The organism is Saccharopolyspora elongata, from assembly GCF_004348985.1.
Lineage (GTDB): Bacteria > Actinomycetota > Actinomycetes > Mycobacteriales > Pseudonocardiaceae > Saccharopolyspora > Saccharopolyspora elongata.
In genome coordinates this window covers 1-12960 of sequence record NZ_SMKW01000147.1, presented here as the reverse complement: position 1 = coordinate 12960, position 12960 = coordinate 1, and the positions used below count along the sequence as shown (strand labels likewise).

Annotated in this window: 10 protein-coding genes and 2 pseudogenes; 9 read left to right on the top strand and 3 right to left on the bottom strand. The window is 65.6% G+C overall.

Going from position 1 to position 12960, the window contains the following annotated elements; all coding sequences use genetic code 11:
• Nucleotides 1-452: 452 nt before the first annotated feature.
• The gene (adhP, locus tag E1288_RS44750) at nucleotides 453-1469 is read left to right on the top strand and encodes an alcohol dehydrogenase AdhP (RefSeq protein ID WP_132495227.1); all 1017 of its coding nucleotides are present in this window, start codon (nucleotides 453-455) and stop codon (nucleotides 1467-1469) included.
• Here the strand turns inward: adhP and E1288_RS50660 are convergent.
• Nucleotides 1435-1776 carry a hypothetical protein gene (locus E1288_RS50660; protein ID WP_207954913.1) on the bottom strand — a complete coding sequence of 114 codons (342 nt, stop codon included), beginning with the start codon at nucleotides 1774-1776 and terminating at the stop codon, nucleotides 1435-1437. The two genes, adhP and E1288_RS50660, sit on opposite strands and share 35 nt — an antisense overlap.
• A 138-nt stretch (nucleotides 1777-1914) precedes the next feature.
• Nucleotides 1915-3069 carry a TetR/AcrR family transcriptional regulator gene (locus tag E1288_RS44740; protein ID WP_132495225.1) on the bottom strand — a complete coding sequence of 385 codons (1155 nt, stop codon included), beginning with the start codon at nucleotides 3067-3069 and terminating at the stop codon, nucleotides 1915-1917.
• Between the two features lie 440 nt (nucleotides 3070-3509).
• Between E1288_RS44740 and E1288_RS44735 the strand changes: the two genes are divergently transcribed.
• The 3 genes from E1288_RS44735 (at nucleotide 3510) to E1288_RS44725 (ending at nucleotide 7610) form a co-directional block, all read left to right on the top strand.
• Nucleotides 3510-5117 (top strand): AMP-binding protein, encoded by a 1608-nt coding sequence (locus E1288_RS44735; RefSeq protein ID WP_132495223.1) that lies wholly within the window; start codon nucleotides 3510-3512, stop codon nucleotides 5115-5117.
• A 169-nt stretch (nucleotides 5118-5286) separates the two neighbouring features.
• Nucleotides 5287-6552, top strand: a complete 1266-nt coding sequence (locus tag E1288_RS44730) for an acyl-CoA dehydrogenase family protein (RefSeq protein ID WP_132495222.1) — start codon at nucleotides 5287-5289, stop codon at nucleotides 6550-6552.
• Nucleotides 6549-7610 (top strand): phosphotransferase family protein, encoded by a 1062-nt coding sequence (locus E1288_RS44725; protein WP_207954912.1) that lies wholly within the window; start codon nucleotides 6549-6551, stop codon nucleotides 7608-7610. Before E1288_RS44730 ends, E1288_RS44725 begins: the two co-directional genes overlap by 4 nt.
• 163 nt (nucleotides 7611-7773) lie before the next feature.
• On the opposite strand, the pseudogene E1288_RS44720 reads toward E1288_RS44725, so the two are convergent.
• Nucleotides 7774-8453 (bottom strand): annotated as a pseudogene (locus E1288_RS44720) (SDR family NAD(P)-dependent oxidoreductase).
• Between the two features lie 570 nt (nucleotides 8454-9023).
• On the opposite strand from E1288_RS44720, the gene E1288_RS44715 reads away from it, so the two are divergent.
• From E1288_RS44715 to E1288_RS44695, 5 genes and pseudogenes are all read left to right on the top strand, one after another.
• Nucleotides 9024-10214 carry a lipid-transfer protein gene (locus E1288_RS44715; RefSeq protein WP_132495221.1) on the top strand — a complete coding sequence of 397 codons (1191 nt, stop codon included), beginning with the start codon at nucleotides 9024-9026 and terminating at the stop codon, nucleotides 10212-10214.
• Nucleotides 10214-10693, top strand: coding sequence for a MaoC family dehydratase N-terminal domain-containing protein (locus E1288_RS44710; RefSeq protein ID WP_132495220.1), 480 nt, complete (start codon nucleotides 10214-10216; stop codon nucleotides 10691-10693). Before E1288_RS44715 ends, E1288_RS44710 begins: the two co-directional genes overlap by 1 nt.
• On the top strand, nucleotides 10690-11100 hold the full coding sequence (locus E1288_RS44705) for a MaoC/PaaZ C-terminal domain-containing protein (protein ID WP_132495219.1): 411 nt from the start codon (nucleotides 10690-10692) through the stop codon (nucleotides 11098-11100). Before E1288_RS44710 ends, E1288_RS44705 begins: the two co-directional genes overlap by 4 nt.
• A gap of 51 nt (nucleotides 11101-11151) precedes the next feature.
• Nucleotides 11152-11979, top strand: a complete 828-nt coding sequence (locus E1288_RS44700; protein ID WP_132495218.1) for an SDR family NAD(P)-dependent oxidoreductase — start codon at nucleotides 11152-11154, stop codon at nucleotides 11977-11979.
• A 3-nt stretch (nucleotides 11980-11982) separates the two neighbouring features.
• Nucleotides 11983-12840 (top strand): annotated as a pseudogene (locus E1288_RS44695) (acyl-CoA dehydrogenase family protein); the annotation flags it as partial.
• Between the last annotated feature and the right edge of the window lie 120 nt (nucleotides 12841-12960).

The window sequence follows — 12960 nt, the reverse complement described above, 5'->3', positions numbered from 1 at the left end:
CCAAGACGCGCTCCGGCAAGATCATGCGGCGGCTGCTGCGCGACGTCGCGGAGAACCGCGAGGTCGGCGACGTCACCACGCTCGCCGACTCGTCCGTCATGTCGCTGATCTCCAAGGGCCTGAACAAACCCAGCGACGACTGATCCCCCCAGACCGCCGCCCGGCAGGCCGATGCGCCATCCCTGTCCCCGGCCTGCCGGGTGGTACCCAAGTGCCGCGCTGTGCTTCGGGTTTTGTTGGTGCAACAGTGAATTGCTGCTGCCTCCAAACGTTTTCTCCAGCAACTCTGGTCGCACCGCGGAACTGACCGTTCGGAGAGCTCCCCCCGACGTTGACGGCGGTTACAAAGGACTCCTGGTTACGCAGCGCCGAACCTCGTCGTAGCGAGAACGGCCACCAGATCGCGAGCCGATTCCCGGCAAGAATCAACAAGCACCGCCCTAGGAGTTGTCATGAAAGCCGCAGTCGTCCATAACTTCGCGAACGAGCTGACCATCGACGAGGTTCCCAAGCCTGAGCCGGGGCCGGGAGAGATCGTCGTGAAAATCGAAACCTCCGGCCTGTGCCACACCGACATCCACGCGGCGCACGGGGACTGGCCGGTCAAGCCCAAGCTCCCGCTCATCCCCGGGCACGAGGGCGTCGGCATCGTCGAGTGCGTCGGTCCGGAGGTCACCGAAGTGGCCGAAGGCGACCGGGTGGCGATTCCCTGGCTGGGGGTCGCCTGCGGTGTCTGCGACTACTGCACCAGCGGCTGGGAAACCCTGTGCGAGAAGCAGCTCAACACCGGCTACTTCATCGACGGCGGGTACGCCGAGTACGCCAAGGCGTCGGCGAAGTACGTCGCCAAGGTCCCTGACGGGGTGGACCCGCTGGACGCCGCGCCGCTGACCTGTGCCGGGGTCACGACCTACAAGGCGGTGAAGCTCTCCGGAGCCCGTCCCGCGTCCACGGTCGCCGTGTTCGGCATCGGCGGACTCGGGCACTTGGCCGTGCAGTACGCCAAGATCTTCGGCGCGCGGGTAGTGGCGGTGGACGTGGTCGACGAGAAGCTCGAACTCGCTCGGGAACTCGGGGCAGACCACACCGTCAACGCGCTCACCGAGGACCCGGTGCAGGCGATCAAGGACCTCGGCGGCGCCGACGCCGCGATCTCGGTCGCAGTGGCGCCGACGGCATTCGAGCAGGCGTACAGCTCGCTGCGCCGGGGCGGCAAGCTGGTTTTCGTCGCGCTGCCAGCGGACAACCACGTGCAGCTGCCGATCTTCGAAACCGTGCTCAACGGCATCACCATCGTCGGCTCGATCGTGGGCACCCGCGGTGACCTGGACGAGGTGTTCCGCCTCCACCAGCAGGGCCTCACCAAGGTAATCCGGGAGGCCCGCCGCCTCGACGAGGTCAACACCTGCTTCGAGGAGGTCGAGAAAGGCCAGGTCAAGGCCCGGCTGGTGTTCGACCTCCGCAGCTGAACCGAAGCCCCGTGAGTCTGTTGGTGACTATGGCACTCTCAACAGACTCACGGGGCATTGCGCGGACATCCACGACGCTCTCGACGGCTCGTTTGCCGTTGAGAGACTTGTTGTGGGCTTTCTGATCGTCGGTGAGTTCGCCGCCTTTCGGTTTCTTGAAGGCGAGGGTGATGGTGTCGGACTCGCCTTCGTAGCCGAGGTCGCCAAGGGCAGGCAGGATGTCCACATCATACCGCGGTTCCGCGCTTTTACGTTGCACCACAACAACTTCAGCCAGCCGACAATGTTCCCGGTTGGCGTTGCTCACGGACGTGGAAGCGCGGGGTCATGGCAATCAGAACCTTAACCGACCGCTCGCCCGAAAGAATCGCCAAATGAGGCCAACTCTTAGCCGCGAATGGCGTGTACCTGGCGGTTCCATGGCTCGCGTGCTGCTGCGCAGGTCTCAGGACTCCAGCACCGCCATGATCATGGCTGTGAGATACGCGGAGAATCCGGCGACGGTGTGCAGATGTCGCGTCGCAATGACGTCGTCGGCGACGGCCATCGCGATGTGTACCAGCAGGCGGGCAGTCTTGCGGTCCAGCTCCGGACGGGCGGCCTGCAGCAGCGCCACCCACTCGGCGACGTACTCGCGCTGGTAACCGGCGGCGAGCTGCTCGATTTCGGGCTCACCTGTCAGCTGGCGCCCCAAGCGTGGCCGAGCAGCGAACCGCGACACGTATGCGTTGGCGACCGCAACCAAGGCCTCGTGCGGATCCTCCGTTTTGCTCAACGCCTCTTCCAGGTCCAGCCACAGAGAATGCGTGCCGCGTTCAAGAACCGCCTTGAGTACAGCGGCCTTATTGTCGAAGTAGCCGTACAGGTTCGGACCAGTCACGTCCGCTTTGGCGCCGATGTCATCCAGCGACGTTTCGTGGTAGCCGCGCTCGGCGAACAGACGATTCGCAGCCAGCAGCAGGCGCTCCCTCCGCGACACAGGAGACAGCCCAGTCTTGCCCACGGCCGGCCCCTCCCCCGTGCCGGAACCGGAGCCCAAAGGCAAAGCGGCGATCGCGCGTCCCGCGCGGATGAGGGCATCAGCGTGATCAGATCCAGAAATTCGAACCGTTCGGTAGCTCGGGCTTGCCATGACCGACTGGATCCCCCATGCGAGGAGTTCCGCATGAGCAGCAGGCAAATCGGGTCGATCACGCTGGAGCAGCCGTACATATCCCTGCGCGGACTGACGCAACGTGTCGCGCAGCGCCGCCTGTGATTCCTCAGGCAGGTGTCGGGCTTCTCGAGACCAGAGCACCCCCAACGGGCGGGCGACGGCAAGTGCGCTGGCATCCACGAGCACAAGCTCCAAAGAGACATCTCCCTCCGGGAAGGCGATGTCGCCGAAGCTGTCCTCGATCACCGCCTCCAGGAGTACCGCCTTGTTGGCGAAGTGCCGATACAACGCGCTCGGTGCAATTCCCACGCGACTTGCGATCGTCCCCATGGTGACGTTGTGGTAACCGAGTTCGACGAACAAGTCGCGCGCGTGGGCCAGGATCTGCTGCTTGCGGTCCTTCGGGCGCCGCCGCACGCCGCCCTCGGCACTCTGCTCGCCCACCGAGAGTCACCTCCAGAAGATGTGAATACCCGATAAATTGTAACGGCGAACGGGTTGTCGTCCTCTTCGTCGCCATCTGTCCCCTTGAACAGGGCAGCCTCGGTCGACTGTGCCAGTCCGAGGTGCGCCGCGAACGCACGTAGTACCGTCCCAGCCGCTTTCGCGATCCCATCGCCGGGCCCGTCGTCGTCCACTCGGATTCGGCGCCCCTCCTTGCGGGGGTCGACCGGTCCACGCTCGTGAGCCCATCGGCCTGCACGTCGCAGGTCGCTTCGACGAACCGGGACGACGTCTCGCCATCCGCCGGCACCAATGCGGCAGGCTGCGCGATCCTCACCAACCGGCTACCCAGGAGCGAGGGCCCTGTCGCCGGGAACCCACCCCAGCAGAGCCGGGCGCCCCCTTCACAAGCAAGTGAATAAGAACTAAAGTCGCTGGCCATGACACAACGTGGTGCTGCATGGGAGTCGGACGCCATTAGTGAAGAGACGATCAGACGCGAATCGCCTCAGGGTGGTGTTGCGGACGTCGTCGAACCGGTCGTGAGGTCGGGCCAGCGAGTTCGGACGCTGGTGGAAGTCAAGAGCCGGGCCGCGCGCCTCGCCGCCGGTTTGGTCAGCCTGGGCGTGGGTCCCGGAGATCGCTATGCCCTCGTGATGCGCAACGAGACCGCGTTTCTCGAGGCCAGCCTGGCTGCCGCTGCCATCGGCGCGGTTCCCGTTCCAGCCAACTGGCACTGGGGCGGCTCGGACCTGGGGCACCTCCTGCGCGACAGTGGTTCGAAGGTCGTGATCGTGCACTCGGATCTCGTCGCGGCGGTCGAGGCACAGGCACCCGAGGGACTCATCATCGTGGAGGCCGAGGTGCCCGAAGAGGTAGCAGAGGCGTACCACCTGGAGGAGGTGACGCTCACGGGGAAATACGTTTCACTGGAGACGTTGGTCGCCCGGCACGAACCAGTCGCCGCCGTGACCGACGCCCCGCCGCTGGGAGTCATCTACACCTCTGGCACAACCGGTCTTCCGAAGGGTGTCCTGCGAAACCGGGTGCCAGCCGGTGAGCTGCCCAAGTTGCTGCAGGCATCAATGGGCATGCTGAAGCTCAATCCGGGCGGGAACGCTCTCCTGCCGGCTCCGCTCTACCATGCCGCGCCCAACAGCAATGCGATGTTCGCGGCGGCGCTGGGCATGAACATCACGATCATGCCCAAGTTCGATGCGGAGGAGTTCCTGTGCCTTGTCCAGGAACACCGCATCCAGTCGGTGCAAATGGTGCCGACCATGTTCACCCGGATGCTCCGCCTGCCGCAGGAGGTGCGCGAGTCGTACGACGTATCCTCGCTGCAGGCGATCGTGCATGCCGCGGCCCCGTGCTCCCCTGAGACGAAGCAGGCCGTCATCGACTGGTTCGGCCCGATCGTTTACGAGTACTACGGCGGGTCGGAGGTGGGGCCCTACGTCTTCTGCGACAGCGCCGAGGCGCTTGCTCATCCGGGCGCTGTTGGGAAGCCCGCCTACGGCTCCGACGTCCGAATCCTCGACATTGTCACTGGGGAGCCATTGCCCGCGGGTACTCCGGGCGTCATCTATGGCAGGGGAATCGACGGCTGGCCGGACTTCACCTACATCGGCAACCACGCGAAGCGTCGCGAGATCGAGCGTGACGGTTACATCACGGTCGGCGACATCGGCTACCTGGACGAGGACGGCTTCCTCTACCTGACCGACAGGGTCAGCGACATGGTGATCTCCGGTGGGGTCAACATCTATCCGGCCGAGATCGAGGCGTGCCTTTCGCGGCTGGAAGGCGTGGCCGATGTTGCCGTGTTCGGCATTCCCGACGAGGACTTCGGCGAATCACTCGCGGCGCATGTCGAGCTCCTGCCTGGCGCCCAGGTGACCGTCGACGATGTGCGCGACTTCGTGGCGACCAATCTCGCGCGCTACAAGGTGCCGCGAGTCGTGGTCTTCGACGAGGCGCTGCCCCGCGACGACTCCGGGAAATTGTTCAAGCGACGGCTCAAGGAGCTGTACCACAAGCCCGCCTGAGGCTCATTAGGCGCGAGTGCCACCTGGCAACCGGAACGTGGCCGTCGTCCTTGCGTCGCCAGGCATGCGGACACCGCGCCGTCCCTCGCTCGAACCGCCCGTGGTCACAACCCCTTCAACCGTCGCGGTTCCCGGGTCTCCAGCTTGCATCACGTCGAAAGGCACCATCATGTTCGAAACGTCTCCCCACGCCACACGGCTGCGCGAGACCATGACTGACTTCCTCGAGCAGCACGTGTACCCCGCAGAGCACCTTTTCGAGGAACAGGTGCGTGCCAGCACGGGTGAGTGTTGGCAGCCGCCCGTGTTGGAGGACCTCAAGAAGACAGCCCGTGATCTCGGCCTGTGGAACCTCTTCCTGCCACATTCAGAGAAGGACCACGAGCCGATGTCCAACCTCGACTACGCGCCATTGGCGGAGTTGAGCGGACGCAGCATTCATCTTGCGCCCGAGTCCATGAACTGCTCGGCTCCTGACACCGGCAACATGGAGCTGCTCTCGCTATTCGGTACGCCGGAGCAAAAGGAGCGGTGGCTGCGCCCCCTGATGAGCGGCAAGATCCGATCCGCCTACGCGATGACCGAGCCCCAGGTGGCGTCGTCGGACGCGGGCAACATCCAGCTGTCGATCGTCCGCGACGGCGACGAGTGGGTGCTCAACGGCCGCAAGTGGTGGATCTCAGGCGCGCAACGTCCCCAATGCGAGATTTTCATCGTCATGGGCATCACCGCCGACAGCCCTGACGCTCCACGGCATCGACGGCACAGCATGGTTCTGGTGCCGAAGGACACGCCCGGCATCACCATTGAGCGTGACCTGTCGGTGCTCGGCTTCCACACCTTCGAATCGCACGCCGAGATCACGTTCAACGACGTCCGGGTTCCGGTGAGCAACATGCTCGGCGAGGTCGGTGCGGGCTTCGCCATGTCCCAAGCACGGCTCGGGCCGGGCCGGATTCACCACTGCATGCGGATGATCGGTGCCGCAGAGCGCGCTCTGGAGCTGATGATCGACCGTGTCAGCAAGAGGGCCACGTTTGGCACGACGCTGGTGGATCAGGGGGTCGTTCGTGAGTGGATCGCAGACTCCCGCATCGAGATCGACCAGGCGCGCCTGTACACCCTCTACACCGCACACCTCATGGACACCGTGGGCAACAAGGAGGCCGCGAGCCAGATCTCGGGGATCAAGGTGGCCGTACCCAACATGGCCTCGCGGGTGATCGAGCGGGCCATGCAGGCCCACGGTGCCGGCGGCCTCGGACCGGACTTCCCGCTGGCGCGGATGTACGTCGAGACCAAGATCGTGCGCATGGCCGACGGCCCCGACGAGGTACATCGGCGTGGTGTCGCGAGGACTGAGCTCGCTCGGTTCACCGAGGCAACCACCCCGGCCCCGCACGGGCTGGCCGCGCACCTGGCCCACCAGCGATGACCGCCGCCTTCAACCCGGCTCCAGACCTGAGTGGCATCGACGTGCCAGCCGTCCAGCGGTGGATGGACGAAGCCGGGCTCGGGACAGGGCCCGTGACCAACGTGAGGCCTGTCGGGGGCGGCACCCAGAACCTGATGTACCGCTTCGACCGCGACAGAACCGGCTACGTGCTCCGACGCGGTCCCCGGCATCTGCGCCCCAGGACCAACGACGCGCTGCGCCGGGAAATGACGGTGCTCCAGGCTCTGAGGACAACGGACGTGCCTCACCTGCGTCTCGTGGCGGCGTGCGATGACCCACAGGTTCTGGGCGACTCCGTCTTTTACCTGATGGAGCCGGTTGACGGCGTCAATGCGCTGGTCGACCTTGCGCCGGCTCACCTGGCCTCGTCGTCGCTGAGGCACGCAATGGGCCTAAAGATCGTCGACGCCCTCTTGACGCTCGATGCCGTGGACCTGGGTGCGGTCGGCTTGGATGGGTTGGGGCACTCGGACGGCTTCTTGGAGCGGCAGGTGGGGAGGTGGCGCGACGAGCTCGCTGGCTACCAGCAGCTGGGCTATCGGGGGAATGAGATTCCCGGCGTCAACGAGGTCGCGGAGTGGCTCGAGCGCTATCGTCCCCCGGCCTCGCCTCCCGGTCTGATGCACGGGGACTTCCACCTCGGAAACGTGATGTTCCACCGCGAGAGCGCCGACATCGTGGCGATCGTGGACTGGGAGATGTGCACGGTAGGTGATCCGCTCCTCGATCTCGGGTGGCTGCTGGCTGTCTGGGCGGATCCCGGGGAGACGGGCGATCTGATGGACAGCCGCCTCGCGGAGGCAGGCGGGGTGGCCACGCCGGACGAATTGGTGGCCAGGTACGCCGCTTCCGGCGCACGCTCTCTGGAACACCTGACCTGGTATCGGGCACTCGCATGTTTCAAGCTCGGTATCGTGCTGGAGGGCACCTATGCGCGTTCGCTGGCCGGCAAGGCCACGGCCGCGTTGGGGAGCTGGATGCACACGCGGACGTTGAAACTCTTCGAGCGCGCGAACCGACTGATCGAGCAGGCATGAAAGATCGGGGCCGAGGTTGTTCCTCGGCCCCGACAACACTGCCGCGGTCACAATGCCTTGGGCCAAAACGACCTTGCTGACGTTGTCAGAGCAACAGGCATGAGCACCGAACGACAACGACGGCACCCGAGGCGAAGACCACGGCCAGCATCCGCCAGGGGTGTCACCGCGTGCCCCCGTCGATCCGGAGCACCGCGCCAGTCACGAAGGACGACGACTCAGCGGCGAAGAAGAGTGCCGCATCAACCACCTCATCCGGACGGCCGCAGCGTTGGAGAGCCACCGAGCTCTCCAGCCGTTCGCGCGTCTCAGGCGTCCAAGATCGGGAGATGTCGGTGAGGAACGGGCCGCACTGGATCGTGTTCACCCGCACCGAGGGGCCGAACGCCTGCGCGAAGCCCTCCGTGAGCACGTGCAGCCCGCCTTGGCCGCCGCATAGGGCAGCGCGTCAGCGCTGGGACGGATCGCCTCGACCGAGCCGATGTTGATGATCGACCCGCCGTCGTGCTGGGCCATCCGGGTGCCGACCAGGGCGGCGAGCCGGAACGGTCCCTTCAGGTTGACCGCGATCACCTTGTCGAACAAGGCCTCCGTCACCTGGTCGAGACTGGGGTACAGCGGTGACAGGCCGGCGTTGTTCACCAGCACGTCGATCGTCCCGAACTCCGCCAGAACCCGGTCCACCAAGGCTTCGCACTGATCCCAATCGCTGACGTTGCATGCGACCGGCAGGGCGGGCACCGCGTAGGTCGTCGTGATCTCGTCGGCCAGAGCCCGGCAACTGTCGAGCTTGCGGCTGGCGATCACGACGCTGGCTCCGCGCCCGGCAAAGCCATGAACCATGGACCGGCCAAGCCCCGACTCCCACCGGTGACCACAACGACCTTCCCGTTCAACACCGACATTCCTCCTCCTGAGCGCTGCACCGCACCAACCCGACGTCTACCCGTTGGCGCATAAGTGAACGCACACTAAGTCAGTGTTTGACCAGCCGCAAGCACTACGCCGACGAGATCACTCTTCTACCAAGCCGAACGCGAAGCGACGCTTCCCCGTCGCCACCCAGGCCGAGGGCTGCGCCGTGCACATGAAGGAGTGCCCAATCCGGCGCTACGGACTCGATGCCGCGTTGACCGAGTACAAGCGGCTCCGTGCGCCCCGGCGAAGTTGACCATGCACCCGTCACCCGTCGTCAACCAGGAGCGACGCCCCGCAGTGCGGCGACCGAACCCGACCACCAGCACTTCCACTGATAAGTCCCGATTCACTACGTCTACCTCACGCGGATCAACCTACTGAATTTTCCGGCTGAGCACTGGGATGGGGTTGCCACTTGCCCGCCACAAGAACTTATGAGACATTCACTTAGTCGTAGTTCACTTAATTTGGATTCACTTAAGCAAGGAGGGTGGCATGGGTAACCGGGTCTTCGTCGTCGGAGTCGGCATGACGAAGTTCGAGAAGCCGGGCTCGCGTGAGGGGTGGGACTACCCCGACATGGTGCGGGAGGCGGGGACCGCGGCGTTGAACGACGCCGACGTCTCGTACGACCAGATCGAGCAGGTCTTCGTCGGCTTCGTGTACGGCGACTCCTGCTCTGGGCAGCGGGCCGCCTACGAGCTCGGCCTCTCGGGTGTGCCGATCGTCAACGTGAACAACAACTGCGCGACTGGCTCCACAGCGCTCTACCTCGGCGCCGAGGCGGTCCGCGGCGGGCGAGCGGACTGCGTGCTGGCGCTGGGCTTCGAGAAGATGCAGATGGGCTCGCTGAGCGCGATGTACACCGACCGATCTGGTCCGCTGGACAAGCACATGGAGGTGCTGGCGCGCAAGTACGAGCCCCAGAACCCGTTCGCGCCCTACATGTTCGGCGCCGCCGCACGGGAACACATGGAGCTTTACGGATCGACGCCGGAGCACTACGCCAAGATCGGCGAGAAGAACCACCGCCACTCGGTCAACAATCCCTACGCCCAGTTCCAGGACGAGTACACCCTGCAGGAGGTGCTCGACTCCCGCACGATCTACGAGCCGCTGACCAAGCTGCAGTGCTCGCCGACCTCCGACGGCTCCGGGGCCGTGGTTCTCGTGAGCGAGGACTTCGTCCGGCGCCACGGGCTTGCGGACCAGGCCATCGAAATCCTCGGCCAGGCCATGGTCACCGACCTGCCGGAATCCCTTGGTGTCAGCGCCATCTCGGCGATCGGCTCCGACATGAGCCGCAAGGCGGCCGAGCTCGTCTTCGAGCAGGCTGGGCGCACGATCCACGAGGTCGACGTCATCGAGCTCCACGACTGCTTCTCGGCCAATGAACTGCTCACCTACGAAGCGCTGGGCCTGTGCGCCGTCGGCGAGGGTCACAAGCTGGTCGAGAACAGGGAAACGACCTACGGCGGTCGCTGGGTCGTCAACCCCTCCGGAGGACTCATCTCCAAGGGCCACCCACTGGGCGCTACGGGACTCGCGCAGTGCAGCGAGCTCACCTGGCAGCTGCGTGGCACCGCCGACAAGCGGCAGGTCGAGGGGGCCCAGCTCGCGCTCCAGCACAACATCGGCCTCGGTGGCGCCGTCGTGGTCACCCTCTACCAGAAGGCGGAAATCTGATGGCCATCGATCGATCCGTCATCGGCCGGGAGACCGCTCGCGCATCGCTGCCGATCACGCGCAGCCGACTGCGGAACTTCGCCACCGCCACCGGCCAGAGCGACCCGGTCTACACCGACCTCGACGCCGCCAAGCAGGCCGGCCATCCCGATCTGCCGGTCCCGCCGACCTTCCTGTTCGGTGTCAGCGCGGAAGCGCCGGATTCGCTCGGTTTCCTCGAAAGCATCGGTGTCGACCTGCGGTCGGTGCTGCACGGCGAGCAGCAGTTCAGCTACCGGGAGGTTGCCCACGCAGGCGACGAGCTGTCGGTCGTGAGCCGGATCAGCGACGTCTACGAGAAGCGCGGAGGCCTGCTGGAGTTCCTGGTCCAAGACTCCGTGGTCACCAACCAGCACGACACGGTCGTTGCCGAGATGCGCAGCGTCCTCGTCGTGCAGCACCGTGCCCCCGCAGCCACCACCGAGGAGAACGCACGATGAGCACCGAGACGCTGGTGGCCGGGGCCACCCTGCCGCCCTTGGAGATCCCGCCGATCTCGCGGACCACCCTGGCGCTGTTCGCCGGAGCCTCCGGCGACCACAACCCCATTCACATCGACATCGATGTGGCCAAATCCGCCGGGCTCGACGACGTGTTCGCGCACGGCATGCTGTCCATGGCCTACCTCGCCCGACTGCTCACCGATCTGGTGCCGCAGGAGCGAATCCGCTCGTACAAGGTGCGCTTCGCCGCCATCACCCCGGTCCACGGCCAGCCCACCTGCACGGCGCGTGTGGAATCGGTCGACGAGGTGGGCGGCGAGCGCCTGGCCACGCTCGAACTCCAGGTCTCCCTCGCGGACGGCACCACGACGCTGCTGGGTACGGCGGTTGTAGTCCTCGACTGACAGGTGGGTCGCTGCCTCGCCTCACGACGTACATCAAGGAAGGACCCCATCATGGGAAAGCTCGACGGCAAGACCGCCATCGTCACCGGCGCGGGCCGGGGCATCGGCCGGTCCATCGCCCTGAAGTTGGCCGCCGAGGGCGCCAACGTGGTCGTCAACGACCTCGACGCCGAACCGGCCACCGCTGTGGTCAAGGAGATCACCGGAGCTGGAGGCAAGGCAGTCGCCTGTCCCGGCAGCGTCTCCGAGGCCGACTTCGCAGAATCGTTCGTCGGCACCGCCACGCAGAACTTCGGCGGTCTCGACATCATCATCAACAACGCGGGATACACCTGGGACAGCGTCATCCAGAAGATGACCGACGAACAGTGGGACGCCATCCTCGACGTTCACCTCAAGGCGCCCTTCCGCATTCTGCGTGCCGCCCAGCCAGTGATCAGCAAGGCCGTCAAGGCCGAGCAGGAGGCTGGACTGGTCGTGCACCGCAAGGTCGTCAACATCTCCTCCATCGCCGGTGTCTACGGCAACGCCGGCCAGGCCAACTATTCGTCGGCGAAGGCCGGAATCGTCGGCATGACCAAGACCCTGGCCAAGGAATGGGGACGCTACAAGGTCAACGTCAACGCGGTCGCCTTCGGCTTCATCGAGACCCGGCTCACCGCGGCCAGCGCCGACGGTGACGCCACCATCGACATCGAGGGCCGCCAGATCAAGGTGGGCGTCAACCCGCAGCTGTTGGCCGCCGCCAAGGCCATGATCCCGCTCGGTCGGCCCGGCACCACCGAGGAGGCCGCCGGTTCGGTGGTGATGCTGACCTATCCCGAAGCCGACTACGTCAGCGGCCAGCTGATCGTCACCGGCGGCGGATTCGAGGGCTGAGCGATGATCACACCGTCGTACTCCTCCCCGTGGCGCGACCCCGAGGTCGACGCCTTGGGTGAACTCGCCGCCAAGTTCTTCGCCAACGAGGTCGTGCCCAACAGGGAGCGCTTCGAGGAACAAAAGCACGTCGACCGTGCACTCTGGACCAAGGCGGGTGAGCTCGGTCTGCTGTGCTGCTCCATCCCGGAGGCCTACGGCGGCGGTGGCGGTACCTACGCCCACGAGGCAGCCATCATGGAGGCACAGGCCAGGTCCGCCGACGCGACGTTCGGGATCCTCGTGCATTCGGGCATCGTCGCCCACTACGTGCTCGCCTACGGCACCGAAGAACAGCGCCAGCGGTGGCTGCCCAAGATGGCCGGCGGCGAGTTGATCGGCGCGGTCGCGATGACCGAACCGGGCACCGGCTCGGACCTGCAGTCCATCAAGACCCGGGCGGTCCGCGAGGGCGACCACTACATCATCAACGGCGCCAAGACGTTCATCTCCAACGGAGCCATGGCCGATCTCGTCGTCGTGGCGGCCAAGACCAACCCCGAGGCAGGCGGGAAGGGAATCTCGCTGATCGTCGTCGAGACCGCTGACTGCCCGGGATTCGTCCGTGGCCGCATCCTCGACAAGGTCGGGCAGAAGGGCGCCGACACCGCAGAGCTCTCCTTCGAGGACGTGCGCGTCCCGGTCAGCAACCTGCTCGGCGGTGAGGGGCAGGGGTTCGCGCAGCTCATGACCCAGCTTGCCCAGGAACGGCTCAACCTCGGGATCACGGCCGTGGGCGCGATGGAGACCGCCGTCGAGATGGCTGTGGAGTACGTCAAGTCCCGCCAGGTGTTCGGTCAGACGGTCTTCGACTACCAGAGTGCGAGCTGATAAGCCGCTCGCACCAGCGGGGAGCGTCGTGAGGATGGTGCTCCCTCCAGCCAAGTGACCAACATGGCTGGTCCCCTAGGGCACATGCTCGCCGGGTAACTAGCGGGTGTG

Bases quoted from the DNA above. Each gene is read 5' to 3' on its own strand.
- E1288_RS44715 (WP_132495221.1), top strand. From the start codon at position 9,024: ATGGGTAACCGGGTCTTCGTCGTCGGAGTCGGCATGACGAAGTTCGAG.
- adhP (WP_132495227.1), top strand. From the start codon at position 453: ATGAAAGCCGCAGTCGTCCATAACTTCGCGAACGAGCTGACCATCGAC.
- E1288_RS44710 (WP_132495220.1), top strand. From the start codon at position 10,214: ATGGCCATCGATCGATCCGTCATCGGCCGGGAGACCGCTCGCGCATCG.
- E1288_RS44730 (WP_132495222.1), top strand. From the start codon at position 5,287: ATGTTCGAAACGTCTCCCCACGCCACACGGCTGCGCGAGACCATGACT.
- E1288_RS44700 (WP_132495218.1), top strand. From the start codon at position 11,152: ATGGGAAAGCTCGACGGCAAGACCGCCATCGTCACCGGCGCGGGCCGG.
- E1288_RS44735 (WP_132495223.1), top strand. From the start codon at position 3,510: ATGACACAACGTGGTGCTGCATGGGAGTCGGACGCCATTAGTGAAGAG.
- E1288_RS44725 (WP_207954912.1), top strand. From the start codon at position 6,549: ATGACCGCCGCCTTCAACCCGGCTCCAGACCTGAGTGGCATCGACGTG.
- E1288_RS44705 (WP_132495219.1), top strand. From the start codon at position 10,690: ATGAGCACCGAGACGCTGGTGGCCGGGGCCACCCTGCCGCCCTTGGAG.